Here is a 16489-nt window from a genome sequence, read left to right as displayed (position 1 = left end):
ACCGAACTCAGGCGGCGGAGGCGATGAAGTAGATGACGATGCCGATCAGGGCGAGCACCTCGGTCAGAACGAAGGTGGAGAAGCCGATGCCCTGCAGCTTGCCCTGCGCCTCCGGCTGACGCGCGGTGCCGTTGATGACGGCCGCGAAGATCAGACCCACACCGATGCCCGGGCCGATCGCGCCCAGGCCGTAGCCGATGGCGGCGAGGCCGGGGTTGATGTTGCTGGCGGCTTCGGCGGCCTGGGCCAGAACGATGTTGCTCACGTGCGTTTCCCTTCACTTCGGTCCACGCGCTCGCGTGGATCGGGGGCTTGTGTTCTCAGTGCTCCGACGCCAGTGCGGCGCCGATGTACCCGGCCGACAGCAGGGCGAAGATGAAGGCCTGCAGCACCTGGATGAAGGCCTCGAGGAAGGTCATCAGAATGGCGAAGATGAACGCCACCGGCGAAACCAGCTTCAGCCCGAAGCCGTCGGTCTCCGTCAGCAGGAAGCTGCCGCCGAGCGTGAACACCATGATGATGAGGTGCCCGGCGAACATCGCGGAGAAGACTCGGATGGCGAGCGTGGCCGGCGCGATGAAGAACTTCTGCGCGAACTCGATGGTCGAGTAGAGCGGCAGCACGAACCCGGGGATGCCCGGCGGCGCCAGTTCCTTCTTCAGGTAGCCCCCGAAGCCGTGGCGCTTGAACCCGACGTAGTGGTACACCGGATAAACGACCAGGACGGACAGCGCGAGCGGGAACCCGATCCGCGCCATCGTCGGGAACTGGAAGAACGGGATGATCCCGAACAGGTTGTTCACCAGTACGAAGATGAACAGACCGAGGATCAGCGGGATGAACGGCTTGAAGTCCTTCGAGCCGATCTGTTCCCGCGCGATGTTGTTGCGGCCGAAGTTGTAGATCGATTCGGCGACGAACTGCCCCTTGCCGGGGACGACCTTCAGCTTCCGGGACGCCAGCATGAAGTAGGCGACGATGATGACCAGCGAGATCACCACGAGCAGCATCGGCTTGGTGAAGCTGCCCCAGTACCCGGAGCCGAAGAGAGGCGGGAGGTTGAAGTCCGCCACACCGGGGGGCGTAAAGGTGCCACCCTCGGTCAGTACCAGCGCGCCCACTGGGCTCCTTCCGGTTCTCCCGGCCGGCGTTCACTCCGCCGGGGGAATCGTCACGATCTGGACTTAACGTACCCGATACGTATCGGGACGCCGGAGGCGGCTGCCCCACTGTGCGATGAACACGGCTTCACGTTCTGCACACGGGGTTGTCTCGCGTGAACACTGCCCTGCGGTCTACTTCGGACCAGCGGCGGAAAGGCGGAACTACACGGTCGCCACACTGCTGATCGCGGTTCGTCTTAGGGAGCGTGCGGTCGAGGCCGCCACCCTTACGCGGACCATACCAGCAGGTCAATCAGTGCCGTACAGGCGTACTCCATACCAACCGATCAGCCCAGGACTTAGGTCCCGGGTGGTCCCGGGACCCAGGTCCGGACGCGGCCGGGACCCGGTCCGGCAACGGCGCAGGCGGCAGGCCCGGCGGGGTCCCGCCGAGGTCCCGGTTGCCGCGCGTGAGCACGGGCACGTGGTCCCCGTCACACCCGGGTGGCCGCAGGCCGCTTCACCGTCCGTAGCGGACGTCCCCGGCAAAACGGACCGGCGTCAGGACGGGATGATCGTCGGGATCTTGGTCTTGCGGAAGGCGGCGAACTCGGCCGCGGCGGCGAGCAGGATGGCGACGATCATCGTGATCCCGAGCGACATCGGGTGCAGCGCGGTGACGCCCTTCAGCAACGTCAGCGCGCCGAACAGCAGCACGACCTTCACGACGTAGCCGCCGAGCGCGATCACCATGACGAACATCGGGTCCTGGCCCGCGCTGAACCGCATGAGGCCCAGGGTCGACAGCGACGCCAGCATCGCCAGCGCCCCGCCGACCAGCGAGCCCAGGAACCCGGGCATGCCGTTCAGGATGCTGAACAGCGCGATGCACACCACCACCGCCGGCGGCGTCACCAGCAGCGAAGCCTTCGTCATCGCGCGGGCGGCCTGCAGCACCACCTTGGCGTGCGGGTTCTCCTGCGCTTCGGTTTCGGTCTCGCTCACGGCTGGCTCCCTGCTCGGTTCAGCCACCGAGTGTAGAGAACCCGGCCGGTCAGGTTCCGGGCTGGTTGCGCGAGCGCAGCCGCGGGACGATCGAGACGACCACCGCGAACACCAGCCCGACGCCGATGATCCACAGCGCCGCGGCGTCGTCGAACAGCGTCACCGACACCGCGCCGAACGCGAGGATCCCGGCCCACAAGTAGATGAGCAGCACCGCGCGGCGCTGGGAGTGGCCGATCTCGAGCAACCGGTGGTGCAGGTGCATCTTGTCGGCCGCGAACGGGCTCTCGCCGCGGCGCGTGCGCCGGACGACCGCCATGATCAGGTCCAGCATCGGCACGAACAGCACCGCCGCCACGACCACCAGCGGCGAGAGCAGCGCGATCGCGTCCTTGCCGCTGAACTGCGGGTAGGGCACGCGCCCGGACGCCGACGTCGTCGCACCGGCCAGCATCAGGCCGATCATCATCGACCCGGAGTCGCCCATGAAGATCTTGGCGGGCTGGAAGTTGTACGGGAGGAACCCCAGACACGCGCCGGCGAGCGTGGCCGCGATCAGCGCGGGCGGGTAGGTGCCGACGTCGCCGCCGGAGCTGTCGAGCAGGCCGAGGGAGAACGCGCACGTCGCGGCCGCCGCGATGAAGCCGAGACCGCCGGCCAGCCCGTCGAGGCCGTCGACGAAGTTCATCGCGTTGACCATCACCACGACCATCACCACGGTGAGCAGCGCGCCCTGGTTCTTGTCGAGCACCAGCACCGAGCCGAACGAGCCGCCGGTGCCGCCCCACGGGACCCAGAACGACACCCACTGCACGCCGAAGATGACCAGGATCCCGGCGCACATCACCTGGCCGGCCAGCTTCGTCCAGGCGTCCAGCTCGAACCGGTCGTCGAGCGCGCCGATCAGCGAGATGACCCCGGCGGCCAGCAGCACGCCGACCGAGTCGAACGAGGCGTCGAAGCCGTGCGACAGCGCGGGCAGCTGGTGGGCGAGGCCCATCGCGCCCGCGACGCCGAGGAAGATGCCGATCCCGCCCATCCGCGGGATCGGGGCGACGTGGACGTCGCGGGCTCGCGGGTTGGCGATCGCGCCGACGCGGATGGCGATCCGGCGCACGACGCCGGTGAGCAGGTAGGTCACGGCCGTCGCGGTCAGCGCGACGAGGATGTATTCCCGGATGGGGAGGAGACCGGAAGTGGGCGGCACGGGTACGTCACGCTCGCGGGGTCGGGGTCACCCGCGACACGCTATCGTGCCGCGCGATCGCGCTTGATCCGGCTTCAGGCCAGCGATTCCGCGGGCACACCGAGCACCTCCGCGACGGCTCCCTTGCTCACGGCGCCTTCGCGCAGCACCACCGGCTCGGTGCCGGTGAGGTCCACGATGGTCGACGCGACGGGCTCGCCGCTCGACCCGCCGTCGAGGTACACCGCGACCGAGTCGCCGAGCTGTTCCTGCGCCTCCTGCGCGGTGCTCGCCGGCGGACGGCCGGAGACGTTCGCGCTCGAGACGGCCATCGGGCCGACGTCGCGCAGCAGCTCCAGCGCCACCGGGTGCAGCGGCATCCGCAGCATCACGGTGCCGCGGGCGTCGCCGAGGTTCCACTGCAGACTCGGCGCGTGCGGGAGCACGATGGACAGGTCGCCCGGCCAGAACGCTTCGATGAGCGCGCGCGCCTGCGGCGGCACACCGAGCACCAAACCGTCCACAGTGGACCAGGAGCCGACGAGGACGCCGACCGGCATGTCCGGGCCGCGGTTCTTCGCGCGCAGGAGCGCCTGGACGGCGCCCGCGTCGAACGCGTCGGCACCGATGCCGTAGACCGTGTCGGTCGGCAGGACGACCAGCCTGCTCGACCGCACCGCACCGGCCGCCGCGGCCAGCCCGTCGGCCCGGGACTCCCGCTTGCTGCAGTCGTAGACCACGCTCATGGCGCCCAAGCGTAGCCCCGCCCCGGACCGGGGTCCGTCACACCCGGGAGGTCACGGCTCGCCCGCGAACTCCGGCCCGGGTCGAGCTCGCCCTGGCGAACACCGGCGTCCCCCGTGGACCGCCCTGCCTCGGGCCGATGAAGCCGCCGAGACCGATCGGGGACGCGCCGGCCGGGCTGGCGGCGGCGCCGGTCGTCGAATACGGGCCCACCTGGCCTCCGGGCTCACCGCGCGGCTGCTCGTGCCGAGCCGTCCGGTGCAGGTGCGCGCCCAGGTGCTCGTCGAAAGTCGGATCACGACCGGGCGGGCCGTCCGCCGTGACCGGCCGGGTCACCGCGCGGTGACCCGGCCGGACGCGCGTCAGAAGCCGAACGCCGTGCAGCTCGCCGTCGCGGTCTTCGACGGGTCGCTCACCGAGGTCGCCGTCAGCTTCACCCTCGCCGCCAGGTCGCCGCCCGCACCCCGCTTCGCGAACGCCGGCACCTTCACGTGCTGGCCGAACTTCGCGGTGGCCAGCTCGTTCGGCAGCCGGACCTCCCAGCCGCGGGCGTCCGTCGACGCGCTCAGCCGGTAGGTATCGGTGTCGTACGGCGCCTGCGCACCCTTCGCCGAGCCCGTGTTGAGCAGGCCGAAGTCGCAGGTGGCGAGGCCGCCGCGGGCGAACGCGGGCGCGGCCGGGGTGACCGCGGCGCCGCGCGCCTGGCTGCCCGAGCCGTCCAGCGAAGCGACCGTGACCGTGTACGACAGGACGCCCTGGCGGTCCCGGGCCAGGTCGGTGATCAGGAACCGCAGCCGGTTCGCCTCGTCGGTGTACTCGGCCGGGCTCGCCGCGCCGGTGCCCGCCTTGAACAGGGCGTCGTTGAGCTGCCGGTAGTCACCGATGGTGATCTTGACCGGCGTCCCGTCCGGCTTCGTGTAGTCGGTGATGCCGATGTCCTCCGGGTGGGCGTCGATCACCCAGTCGAAGGGGGCGTCGTCCTTGTTCTTCGTCTTGGTGATCATGACGCCCGAGTCCGGGGCGAAGGAGTCCGCGCCCATCCGGTCGACGACCTCGACGGTGTAGTTGTCGTAGCCGCCCCCGTCGCAGAACGGGTCCTTGGCGCGGTCGCACTTCGGCGCCTTGTCCCCGCCGGTGAGCTTGATGTTCAGGCCGGTGAACGCGCCGGGCCGCGCCTCGGCCTCCCGCGCGGTCAGGCGGGCCGACACCGGGCCGGTCTTCGCCAGCTCGTTGCGGTCGAGCTGCAGCACGTCCGCCGGGTCGACGATGCCGAGCTTCAGCTTGTTGCGCAGCTGGTGCTGGGCGCCCATCGAGCTGCCCTGCGTCGCCGGGATCTGCCAGCGCGTGTGCGGGCCGCCGGGCCCGTTGAACGTGCCGCGCGAGAGCATGTCCCACGGCCCGCTGTAGCTGCGGGACGGCGGGACCCCGAACGGGTTGTTGTAGTTGTCGCCGATGCCCAGGATGTGGCTGAACTCGTGGGCGTAGGTCGACTGGCCGGAGCTTTCGGCCTGCACCGAGCTGCCGTTCTGGGCGTTCGGCCAGATGCTGGCGGCGGACTTCCACGACGTCCACGGCACGTACCGGGTGGCGGCGTAGTTGGGCAGGTCGTGGTTCGGCGGGCCGAACGCGTCGGGGACGTTCTCCTTGGTGCCGAACTTCATCTCGCCGAACTCCTGCCAGGTCGAGCTCTCGTCCTGGCCGGCGGAGAGGTAGAAGACGAAGTCGAACTGGTTCGCGGTGTCCCCGACGTCGGCGCGCCAGGCGTTCCCGGCGTCCTCGCGGATGTCGCGGTCGCAGTTCGCGCCGGGCGGGCACGCGCTCGGCTGGAACTCCATGCCGTACTCGTAGGACTGCCCGGGCATCCGGTACGGCCCGAAGGCGGTCAGCTGCACGCCGAACCGGCCGCCGGAGTCCTCCATCCAGTACTCGTTGATGGTGTGGCCGTTGTTGAGCGCCTCGGGCTTGTTGAGGAAGTCCTGGTAGTACTGCGCGACGCCGGAGCGCGGGATGTCCGCGGCGGTGGGGGCGGGGTTGCCGAAGACGGTCGAGCGCGCGGGCTGCGTGACGACGAAGTCCTGGTCCGGGTAGTCGGCGAGGACGACGGCGCCCTTGAAGGTGCGCTGGGTGGGCTTGAGGCTGGGATCGGCCCAGTTGGTGCCGGGCACCTTGCGGTAGTCGGACCAGGTCATGTGGTCCTGGTTCTCCCACTGGGCGGTGTCGATGGGGGCCGGCCAGCCACGGGTGAGCGGCTCGGCCGCGGCAGTGCCCGTACCGAGCCCGGTCAGCACGGTGACCGCGGCGAGCAGGGCGAGCGCTTTCGGGGTTCTGGGGCGCATCTGCGGCTCCTTCACTGGGAACCCACGGGGATGGTGGTTCCCGGTGATCGACCGTATTGAGCCGCAGTGCCTGAGTTCTGTCGCGACGGGAGGTTTACCCGCTTGCCCCACGACGAAAGTCTGACCTGTTGTCAGTCTCGGTTGGGACGGGGTCGCGGCAGCCTTCACGGGCGGGCGGTGATCCGGCAGCCTCACGGGCGGGGCAGCGAGGCAGCCGCGCCCCGCCAGCCCCTTGCGGGCGGGCCGCGACCCAGCCCAGCCGCAGCGTCTCGCGTCAGCCCAGTCGGCGTGCCGCGCCCCAGCCCAGCCGCGACCGCCTGGCGTCACCCCAGTCGGCGTGCGGTCACGAAGCGGGCCCGCCCCGTCAGGTCCGCATGATCCTCCACCCCGGTCAGCACCCGCCGCGCCCGCACCAACGCCGGCACCGCCGACCCGTGGGTGTCGTCGTGCTCGATCGCCAGCCCGCCTCCCGGGCGCAGCAGCCGGGCCCCCGCCGCGATCGCGTGGCGGATCACCGCCAGGCCGCTCTCCTCGGCGAACACCGCGCGCGGCGGGTCGTGCTCGGCGACCTCCGGGGGTACCGGGGTGCCCTCCGGGACGTACGGCGGGTTGCACAGCACCAGGTCGACCAGGCCGTCGAGCTCGGCGAACATCGTCGGGTCGCTGATGTCGCCCGAGTACAGCCGGATCGGGGTGTGGCCCGCGTCCGCGTGCACGTCGGCGTTGTGGCGGGCCCAGGCCAGCGCCTGCGGGTCGACGTCCACCGCGTAGACCACCGCGTCCGGCCGGGCGTGCGCGACCGCCAGCGCGAGGGCTCCGGAGCCCGTGCACAGGTCCACCACGACCGGGAACTCGCGGCCCTGCAAGAACTTGACGCCCCACTCGAGCAGCAGCTCGGTCTCCGGCCGCGGGACGAAGACGCCGGCGCCGACCGCGACCGTGATGTCGCCGAGCGCGGCCCAGCCCGTCAGGTACTGGAGCGGGATCCGCTTCGCGCGCTGCTGGACGAGCTGCCCGATGGCCTCGACGACCGGCGGATCGACCAGCGGCACCATCGGCAGCCGCCCGCGCTCGACCCCGAGCACGTGCGCCGCGATCACCTCGGCGTCGAACCGCGGTGAGGCGACACCCGCGCGCTCGAGGATCCGGGTGGCCTCGATGATGGCCAGGCGCAGCGGCTGCCGATTCACTCGTCGTCCTTCACCTCGTCAAGCCTGGCACACCAGGCGGAACTCCCCCGTGAGGACACGCGCCGGTCCTACGCCGTCCAGCGTATCGAGGCCCCCGCGCGGCCGGTGCACGACTCACGCGCATGACAAACGGCCGCGAAACAGCGATCACCGCCAGAATGGAACCGGACGCGGCGGCCGGACCGGGGTGGCGAGGCCGCGGCCGATTCCTAAGATGACGGTGACACCGACCCGCGGGAGCGCCAGTGGAGACCGAGCCGACCGAGCGCCACCGGGTCGCGTTCATCTTCCCGATCTACAACGAGGAAGCGAACGTCGACCTGCTGCACCGCACGGTCGACGAGGTCACCGCGCCGCTGGCCGAGCGGTACGAGTTCAGCTTCGTCTACGTCGACGACGGCAGCCGGGACGCCTCCCTGGCCCGCCTCACCGAGCTGGGTGCCCGCGACGCCCGCGTCACGGTTGTCGAGCTCTCCCGCAACTTCGGGCACCAGATGGCCGTCACCGCGGGCCTCGACCTGGTCGACGCCGACGCCGTGATCATCATGGACAGCGACCTGCAGGACCCGCCGCGGGTCGCGCTCGAGCTGCTCGAGAAGTGGGAAGAGGGCTACGACGTCGTCTACGCGCAGCGCCGGTCGCGCCAGGACCCGCCGTTCAAGCGGCTCACGGCGAGCGCGTTCTACTGGTTCCTCCAGAAGATGGCGGCGGTCGACATCCCGAAGAACACCGGCGACTTCCGGCTGGTCGACCGCAAGGTCGTCGACGAGCTGCGCAAGTACCGCGAACGCGACCGGTTCCTGCGCGGCCTCGTCAGCTACGTCGGGTTCAAGCAGACAGCCGTGCTGTTCGACCGCGACAAGCGCCACGCCGGCGTCACCGGCTACCCGCTGACGAAGATGCTGCGCTTCGCCGCCGACGGCATCCTCGGGTTCTCGACCACGCCGCTGCGGATGATCACGCGGATGGGGTACCTGATCTCGCTGCTGAGCTTCCTCGGCGTGCTCTACGTCGTCGGCGTGAAGCTGTTCGCGCCCGAGACGGCGGTGCCCGGCTGGGCGTTCATCACCATCGCGATGTTCTTCCTCGGCGGCATCCAGATCATCATGCTGGGCGTGCTCGGCAGCTACATCGGCCGGACGTACTCGCAGGTGCAGAACCGGCCGCTGTACACGGTGGCGTCGGTGCGCACAGGCGTTCCCGAGTCCGCCGAGAACCGCCGGAGCGCCGCCCGATGAGGCTCGTCACGGCCACGCAGGTCCGCTTCGGGATCGTCGGCATCGGCAACACCCTCGTCGATGCCCTCGGCTACGCGCTGCTGGTGACGCTCGGCGTGCCGACGTTCGCCGCCAACTTCGCCTCGACGACGGCCGGCATGCTGCTGTCGTTCACGCTGAACCGGAACTTCACGTTCCGGGCGAAGGACGGCGACCTCCGCCGCCAGGCCCTGCTGTTCTTCGGGGTCACCGCGTTCGGGCTCTGGGTGGTGCAGTTCGCCGTCATCCAGCTCGTGGGCCACCTGTTCCCCGGCGTCAACCTGCTGGTGCCGAAGGGCGCCGCGATCGTCGTCGGGCTGTTCTGGAACTACCTGCTCTACCACTACGTCGTGTTCCGGCACCGGCCCGTGTCGCCGGTACCGGGCGCGGCCCCGGCCGACCAGGCGTAGCCCTCAGCCGGACTGGGAGGCCAGGCGCTCTTCGCGGTCCGCGGTCGCCAGCGCGTCCAGCACTCCGTCGAGGTCGCCGTCCAGGACCTGGTCCAGGTTGTACGCCTTGTAGTTCACCCGGTGGTCGGAGATCCGGTTCTCCGGGAAGTTGTACGTCCGGATCCGCTCCGAGCGGTCCACCGTGCGGACCTGCGAACGGCGGGCGTCGGACGCCTTGGCCGCCGCCTCCTCCTCCGCGATCGCCTGGAGCCGGGCCTGCAGCACCTGCAGGGCCCGCGCGCGGTTCTGGATCTGGGACTTCTCGTTCTGGCAGGACACGACGATGCCGGTCGGCAGGTGCGTGATCCGCACCGCCGAGTCGGTCGTGTTGACGCTCTGGCCGCCCGGGCCCGACGAGCGGAAGACGTCGATGCGCAGGTCGTTCGGGTCGATCTCGACCTCGACCTCCTCCGGCTCCGGGTAGATGAGCACCCCGGACGCGGACGTGTGGATCCGGCCCTGGGACTCGGTCGCCGGCACGCGCTGGACGCGGTGCACGCCGCCCTCGAACTTCAGGCGGGACCAGACGCCGTCGACGTCGGCCGTCTTGCTCTTGATGGACAGCGTGACGTCCTTGAAACCGCCCAGGTCGGACTCCACCGAGTCGAGGACCTCGGCCTTCCAGCCGTGGCGCTCGGCGTAGCGCAGGTACATCCGCAGCAGGTCGCCGGCGAACAGGGCCGATTCCTCGCCGCCTTCGCCGGACTTGATCTCCATGACGACGTCGGAGCCGTCGTACGGGTCGCGCGGCAGCAGCAGCTCGGTGAGCTTCGACTCGAGGTCGGGGATCCGCGCGCTCAGCTCCTCGGCCTCCGCGGCGAACTCCGCGTCCTCCGCGGCCATCTCCCTGGCCGCCGAGAGGTCGTCGCGGACCGTGTCGAGCTCGTGGACGGCCCGCACCACCGGCGTCAGCTCGGCGTAGCGGCGGCCGAGCTTGCGGGCGCGCGCCTGGTCGGCGTGCACCGCCGGATCCGCCAGCTGGGTCTCCAGCTCCGCGTGTTCGGCGAGCAGCCCCTTGAGCGAGCTCGAATCCACCTCTGCCACCTCTCAGCCCGGGGAAAGCACGACAAAAAACGGCGCCCACCCGCGCGAGCGGATGGGCGCCGTGGAAAAAGCTACTTGGCGTCGGCGTCCTTCTTCTGACGCTTGCCGTAGCGAGCCTCGAAGCGCGCGACCCGGCCACCGGTGTCCATGATCTTCTGCTTGCCCGTGTAGAACGGGTGGCAGTTCGAGCAGATCTCGACGTGGATGTTGCCGCTGGTCTTGGTGCTGTGCGTGGTGAAGCTGTTCCCGCAGTCGCAGTTCACGTTCGTGACCACGTACTCGGGGTGAATACCGCTCTTCATGGTGTCCTCTCTCGTTGGCTCCGGGTCCCCAGTCGTTCTCGCGGGGTGAACCGGTGCCGGACTTCAGCGGGTAATTCTGCCAGACGGGCTGACGATCACTGGAACGCACCCCGCTGACCAGGTATTCCGGACGTGCCGGAGGCCTCCCCGCGGCCAGGCGGGAAGGCCTCCGAGAGCACGCTCAGTCGTCTTCGCCGCCGCCGAGGGCCGTCTTCGAGACCTGCATCAGGAACTCGACGTTGGTCTTCGTCTTCCGCAGCCGCGAGATCAGCAGGTCGATGGCCTGCTGCGAGTCGAGCGCGTGCAGCACCCGGCTGAGCTTCACGGTGACCGCGAGCTCGTCCGGCGAGAGCAGCAGCTCGTCCTTGCGGGTACCCGACGGGTTGACGTCGACCGCCGGGAACACGCGGCGCTCGGCGATCTTGCGGTCGAGCTTGAGCTCCGCGTTACCGGTGCCCTTGAACTCCTCGAAGATGACCGTGTCCATCGTCGAACCGGTCTCCACCATCGCCGTGGCGAAGATGGTCAGCGAGCCGCCGTTCTCGATGTTGCGCGCCGCGCCGAGGAACCGCTTCGGCGGGTAGAGCGCGGTCGAGTCGACACCACCGGACAGGATCCGGCCGGACGCCGGGGCCGCCAGGTTGTAGGCGCGGCCGAGGCGGGTGATCGAGTCGAGCAGCACGACGACGTCGTGGCCCATCTCGACCAGGCGCTTGGCCCGCTCGATCGACAGCTCGGCGACCGAGGTGTGGTCGGACGGCGGGCGGTCGAAGGTCGAGGCGATGACCTCACCCTTCACCGACCGCTGCATGTCGGTGACCTCCTCCGGACGCTCGTCGACCAGGACGACCATCAGGTGGCACTCGGGGTTGTTCGTGGAGATCGCGTTCGCGATGTCCTGCATGATCGTCGTCTTACCGGCCTTCGGCGGCGACACGATCAGGGCGCGCTGCCCCTTGCCGACCGGCATGATCAGGTCGATCACGCGGGTCGTGAGCTTGTGCGACTCGGTCTCGAGGCGCAGCCGCTCGTTCGGGTACAGCGGGGTCAGCTTGGTGAAGTCGGGGCGGCGCTTGGCCTCGTCCGGCTCCAGGCCGTTGATCGAATCGACGCGCACCAGCGGGTTGAACTTCTGCCGCTGCTGCTCGCCCTCGCGCGGCTGGCGCACGACACCGGTGATGGCGTCACCGCGGCGCAGGCCGTACTTGCGGACCAGCGAAAGCGAGACGTACACGTCGTTCGGGCCGGCGAGGTAGCCGGAGGTCCGCACGAACGCGTAGTTGTCCAGCACGTCCAGGATGCCCGCGACGGGCAGCAGGACGTCGTCCTCGCGGATCTCGGTGTCCGGCGAGCCGGGTTCGCCCCGGCCACCGCCGCTGCCCCGGCGACGGCGGTCGCGGAAGCGACGGCCGCGACGGCCGCCTTCCTCGTCGTCGTCCTGCTGGGCCCGGTTGTCCTGGCCACCGCGGTTGTCCTGGCCGCCGCGGTTGCCGTCCTGCTGGTTGCGCTGGCGGTTGCCGTCCTGGCGGTTGTCACCCCGGTTGTCGCCGCGGTTGCCACCGCCCTGGCGCTGCTGGTCGCGGTTGCGCTCGCCCTGCTGGCGGTCGCCGCCCTGCCCCTGCTGGCGGTCACCACCCTGGCCCTGCTGACGCTCGCCGCCCTGCTGACGCTCGCCACCCTGCTGACGCTCGCCACCCTGGCCGTCGGGAGCCCCGGCGGCGCGGTTCGAGCCGCGGCGACGCCGGCTGCGGCCGCCCTCCTCGGGCTGGCCGTCCTGGCCCTGCGGGCCGTCCTGCTTGTCCTGCTGCGGGCGCTCGGCCTGCGGCGGGGTGTCCACCGACGGCGCGGCGGACGGGGCCTCGGCCTTCGGCTCCGGCTTGGTCTCCACCGGGGCGGCGGGCGCCTCGGCCTTGGGGGCCGCCGCCTTGGGCGGCTCGCCGACGCCTTCCAGCGGCAACGTCTCGGCCGCCGCACGCGGCTTGCGGGTCTTGCCCTGGCGCTCACGGATCGCGGCGATCAAGTCGCCCTTGCGCATGCCCGTCGTCTCGCCGACGCCGAGCTCCCCAGCCAGCGAACGCAGTTCGGCGACGGTCTTGCCGGTCAGCCCGCCGACCGTCCGCTTGGGAGCGGGGGCGGTGCCGTTCGACCCGGCCGTGTCGCTACCCACGTCGCTCAAAAGATCGGTGTTGCTCACACATGTCCTTCCTGACCGATCCACGCCTCCAGGCGGATCAGCGGACTGCCGCTCGCTTCTGATCGCGAACCGGCGTATCTGCCCCCCGATGCGGGAGATGAGCTCTTCGGCCGTGCGAAACACAGCTGGAGCGCCTCCACCACAGGGGTTTGCGTCCTCCATTCGGAGGACACGGAATTCGGCACCGCCGAGACCGGAAACCCGCCTGCGTCCTTCCGCGTTACCCCGCGTGCCAGGCGGTGCGGATTCGGCGGATCGACGAAGGATGCGATCCGGGGGTTCCCCCGGGACCGGCATCGGGTGCGGAAACGCACGGTGATCGAACGCCCCCGAGGGTAGACCGCGCAGGTGCCGGGTGCAACAACCACCCCCCGCGTGGCGGCCTCGGCCGCGGGCACGTGACCCAGCCTTTACTGAGCCGCAACCTGCACACCCGTGAGATCCACGGGCAGCTCGAAGACGTCGAACCCGTCAACGTCCACGCCCGCCGGAAGTATTCCCGCAGTCGTCAGCGCGAGCACCGTCGGACCGGCCCCGGAGACCGCGGCGGGCACGCCCCGTGCACGCAGCGTGCTCACCAGCGCGGTGCTCGCCGGGTACGCGGGCGCGCGGTAGTGCTGGTGCAGGCGGTCTTCGGTGGCCGCGAGCAGCAGCTCCGGCTTCGCCGTCAGCGCGTGCACGGCGAGCGCGGCGCGCCCGGCGTTGTGCGCGGCGTCGGCGTGCGGCACGGTGGCCGGCAGCAGGCCGCGCGTGGTCGCGGTGGCCGAGCGCACCGACGGCACGGCGACGACCGGCCGGATCGACGCGTGCGGCGTCAGGCGTTCGGCGTGGAACTCCCCGCCGTCGCACCAGGCCAGGACGAGCCCGCCGAGCAGGCTCGCCGCGGCGTTGTCGGCGTGGCCTTCGAAGCCCGCGGCCAGCTGCAGCGCGTCGAACGCGTCCAGTTCGCGGCCCGCCAGCGCGTACCCGGCGGCGACACCGGACACCACCGCGGCCGCCGACGAACCGAGCCCGCGCGCGTGCGGGATCGCGTTGGAGCAGCGCAGGTGCAGGCCGGGCGGCTCGACGCCGAGGTGCGCGCAGGTCCGCCGGATCGCGCGCACCACCAGGTGGGTCTCGTCGGTGGGGACGTCGGCGACCCCGCCCGCACCCGCGTCGATCACCTCGACCTTGAGCCCCGCGTCGGTGACCAGCACTTCCACGACGTCGTACAGGCCCAGGGCCATGCCGAACGCGTCGAAGCCCGGCCCGAGGTTCGCCGTCGACGCCGGGACGGTGACGCGGAAGCCGCTCACCGCAGGTCCAGCGCCGCCGCGACCGCCGAGGGGTCCACGGCGAGGGGTTCGACCTCGACGTTGCCCGCCAGGGCCGTCTGCGGGTCCTTCAGGCCGTGGCCGGTGACGGTGCAGACGACCTTGGCCCCCCGGGGGAGCCTGCCGTCGGCGGCCGTCGCGAGCAGGCCCGCCACGCTGGTGGCCGAAGCCGGCTCGACGAACACGCCCTCCCGCCCGGCCAGCAGCCGGTACGCCTCGAGGATCTTCTCGTCGGTGACGGCCTCGAAGAGCCCGTCGGACTCGTCCTTCGCCTTCACGGCGGCGGTCCAGGAGGCCGGGCTGCCGATCCGGATCGCGGTGGCGACGGTGTCCGGGTCGCGCACCGGCTCGCCCAGCACCAGCGGCGCCGCGCCGGCCGCCTGGAAGCCGAACATCCGCGGGGTGTTCTTCACCACACCGTCGGCCGCGTACTCCGAATACCCCGCCCAGTAGGCGGTGATGTTCCCCGCGTTGCCGACCGGCAGGCAGTGGATGTCCGGCGCCTCGCCGAGGACGTCGCAGATCTCGAAGGCCGCGGTCTTCTGGCCGGCGATGCGCACCGGGTTGACCGAGTTGACCAGCGTGACCGGGTAGTCGGCCGCGGTCTTGCGGGCCAGTTCGAGGCAGTCGTCGAAGTTGCCGTCGACCTGCAGGATCCGCGCGCCGTGCAGCACGGCCTGGGCGAGCTTGCCCATGGCGATCTTGCCCTGCGGCACCAGCACGGCGCAGGTGAGGCCGGCGCGGGCGGCGTAGGCCGCGGCCGAGGCGGACGTGTTGCCGGTCGACGCGCAGATCACCGCCTTGAGCCCGCTGGCCAGCGCGTGCGTGATGGCCACGGTCATCCCGCGGTCCTTGAACGAGCCGGTCGGGTTGGCGCCCTCGACCTTGAGGTACACCTCGCAGCCGGTCAGCTCGGACAGGTGCCGCGCGGGCAGCAGCGGCGTGTTGCCTTCGCCGAGCGTGACGACCCGCGCCCCGTCCGGGACCGGGACGCGGTCCCGGTACGCCTCGATGATTCCCGGCCAGGCCTGGGTGCTCACTGGTCTTCGCCTTCCACCCGCATCACGCTGACAACTTCGTGGACGACGTCGAGCTTCGCGATCTCGTCCACAGTGGACTGCAAGGCCGCGTCGGGGGCCTGGTGCGTCACCACGACCAGGCTCGCGCGGTCGCCGACGTCGCTCTGCCGCACGGCCGCGATGCTGACGCCGTGGTCGGCGAACGCCTGCGCCACCTGGGCGAGCACGCCGGCGCGGTCGGCGACGGAAAGGCTTACGTGGTACCGGGTCGGGGTCTGGCCCATCGGCCGCACCGGCAGCGCCGCGTGCGCGGACTCGCGCGGGCCGCGACCGCCGGCCACCCGGTTGCGGGCCACCGCGACGAGGTCGCCGAGCACCGCGCTGGCGGTCGGCGCGCCGCCCGCGCCCTGGCCGTAGAACATCAGCTCGCCGGCGGCGTCGGCTTCGACGTAGACGGCGTTGAACGCGCCGCCGACACCGGCCAGCTGGTGGCTGCGCGGGATCATCACCGGGTGCACGCGGGCGGAAACCGACTCGACGCCGTCGTCGTCGGTGACCCGCTCACAGATGGCCAGCAGCTTCACCGTGCGGCCGAGCATGCGGGCCGCGGCGAGGTCGGCGGCGGTGACGTCGGCGATGCCCTCGCGGTGCACGTCCGACGCCGTCACCCGGGTGTGGAAGGCGAGCGACGCGAGGATCGCGGCCTTCGACGCGGCGTCGTAGCCGTCGACGTCGGCGGTCGGGTCGGCCTCGGCGTACCCCAGCCGGCTGGCCTCGTCGAGCGTCTCGGCGTAGCCGGCGCCGGTCGAGTCCATCGCGGACAGGATGAAGTTCGTGGTGCCGTTGACGATGCCCATCACGCGCGTGATCCGGTCGCCGGCCAGTGACTCCCGCAGCGGGCGCAGCAGCGGGATGGCCCCGGCGACCGCGGCTTCGAAGTACAGGTCGGCGCCCGCGGCATCAGCCGCCTCGAACAGGTCGGCGGAGTGCTCGGCGAGCAGTGCCTTGTTCGCGGTGACGACGGACTTCCCGGCCTTCAGCGCGGCGACCAGCCAGCCGCGCACCGGCTCGATCCCGCCGACCAGCTCGACCACGACGTCGACGTCGTCGGACGTGACGAGCTCCTCGGCGTCGGCGGTGAGCAGCTCCGGCGGCAGTTCGGGGTGCTTGTCCGGGCGGCGGACGGCGATGCCGGCCAGCTCGACCGGGGCGCCCGCCCGCGCGGCCAGCTCGCCGGCTTGCTCGGTGAGCAGCCGGGCGACCTCGCCGCCGACGGTCCCGCAGCCGAGCAGGGCGACCCTGATCGGCCCTCGTTCAGTGGCAGAGCCCTCTGGGGCACTCACGGTTA

15 protein-coding genes are annotated in these 16489 nt (G+C 71.1%); 2 read left to right on the top strand and 13 right to left on the bottom strand.

The window, feature by feature from the left end; all coding sequences use genetic code 11:
• Positions 1–7: 7 nt before the first annotated feature.
• The 7 genes from ACH54P_RS37930 to prmC form a co-directional block, all read right to left on the bottom strand.
• Positions 8–265, bottom strand: a complete 258-nt coding sequence (locus tag ACH54P_RS37930; protein ID WP_489908100.1) for an ATP synthase subunit c family protein — start codon at positions 263–265, stop codon at positions 8–10.
• Between the two features lie 55 nt (positions 266–320).
• A complete protein-coding gene (atpB, locus tag ACH54P_RS37925; RefSeq protein ID WP_489908099.1) occupies positions 321–1121 on the bottom strand; it encodes a F0F1 ATP synthase subunit A in 801 nt (266 codons plus the stop codon).
• Between the two features lie 543 nt (positions 1122–1664).
• Entirely contained in the window at positions 1665–2108 is a 444-nt protein-coding gene (locus ACH54P_RS37920; protein ID WP_489908098.1) for a Cg1360 family ATP-synthase-associated protein, read from the bottom strand.
• Between the two features lie 49 nt (positions 2109–2157).
• Positions 2158–3315, bottom strand: coding sequence for a glycosyltransferase family 4 protein (locus ACH54P_RS37915; protein ID WP_489908097.1), 1158 nt, complete (start codon positions 3313–3315; stop codon positions 2158–2160).
• 74 nt (positions 3316–3389) lie between these two features.
• The gene (locus ACH54P_RS37910) at positions 3390–4040 is read right to left on the bottom strand and encodes an L-threonylcarbamoyladenylate synthase (RefSeq protein WP_489908096.1); all 651 of its coding nucleotides are present in this window, start codon (positions 4038–4040) and stop codon (positions 3390–3392) included.
• Between the two features lie 360 nt (positions 4041–4400).
• Entirely contained in the window at positions 4401–6374 is a 1974-nt protein-coding gene (locus ACH54P_RS37905; protein WP_489908095.1) for a M6 family metalloprotease domain-containing protein, read from the bottom strand.
• Between the two features lie 323 nt (positions 6375–6697).
• Positions 6698–7564: a peptide chain release factor N(5)-glutamine methyltransferase gene (gene prmC / locus ACH54P_RS37900; protein ID WP_489908094.1), complete on the bottom strand. Its 867-nt coding sequence runs from the start codon at positions 7562–7564 to the stop codon at positions 6698–6700.
• A 245-nt stretch (positions 7565–7809) separates the two neighbouring features.
• Between prmC and ACH54P_RS37895 the strand changes: the two genes are divergently transcribed.
• Positions 7810–8802, top strand: a complete 993-nt coding sequence (locus tag ACH54P_RS37895; protein ID WP_489908093.1) for a glycosyltransferase family 2 protein — start codon at positions 7810–7812, stop codon at positions 8800–8802.
• Complete coding sequence (locus ACH54P_RS37890) at positions 8799–9230, top strand: GtrA family protein (protein WP_489908092.1); 432 nt, start codon at positions 8799–8801, stop codon at positions 9228–9230. Before ACH54P_RS37895 ends, ACH54P_RS37890 begins: the two co-directional genes overlap by 4 nt.
• A 3-nt stretch (positions 9231–9233) precedes the next feature.
• On the opposite strand, the gene prfA is transcribed toward ACH54P_RS37890, so the two are convergent.
• The 6 genes from prfA to ACH54P_RS37860 all read right to left on the bottom strand — a co-directional run bounded on the left by prfA (position 9234) and on the right by ACH54P_RS37860 (position 16484).
• Positions 9234–10304 carry a peptide chain release factor 1 gene (prfA, locus tag ACH54P_RS37885; RefSeq protein ID WP_489908091.1) on the bottom strand — a complete coding sequence of 357 codons (1071 nt, stop codon included), beginning with the start codon at positions 10302–10304 and terminating at the stop codon, positions 9234–9236.
• Positions 10305–10384: 80 nt separating this feature from the next.
• The gene (gene rpmE, locus ACH54P_RS37880; protein ID WP_489908090.1) at positions 10385–10615 is read right to left on the bottom strand and encodes a 50S ribosomal protein L31; all 231 of its coding nucleotides are present in this window, start codon (positions 10613–10615) and stop codon (positions 10385–10387) included.
• Between the two features lie 181 nt (positions 10616–10796).
• Complete coding sequence (rho, locus tag ACH54P_RS37875) at positions 10797–12809, bottom strand: transcription termination factor Rho (RefSeq protein WP_489908089.1); 2013 nt, start codon at positions 12807–12809, stop codon at positions 10797–10799.
• 410 nt (positions 12810–13219) lie between these two features.
• Positions 13220–14104, bottom strand: coding sequence for a homoserine kinase (gene thrB, locus ACH54P_RS37870; RefSeq protein WP_489908088.1), 885 nt, complete (start codon positions 14102–14104; stop codon positions 13220–13222).
• Complete coding sequence (gene thrC / locus ACH54P_RS37865) at positions 14101–15162, bottom strand: threonine synthase (RefSeq protein ID WP_489908087.1); 1062 nt, start codon at positions 15160–15162, stop codon at positions 14101–14103. Before thrC ends, thrB begins: the two co-directional genes overlap by 4 nt.
• Positions 15159–16484, bottom strand: coding sequence for a homoserine dehydrogenase (locus tag ACH54P_RS37860; protein ID WP_489908086.1), 1326 nt, complete (start codon positions 16482–16484; stop codon positions 15159–15161). The genes thrC and ACH54P_RS37860 overlap by 4 nt, the downstream gene beginning before the upstream one ends.
• Positions 16485–16489: the final 5 nt, after the last annotated feature.

It is taken from the genome of Amycolatopsis sp. N2S4-7, assembly GCF_058119595.1.
Note: the sequence above shows the minus strand (reverse complement) of the source record. Positions and strands in the feature narration are given on the sequence as shown.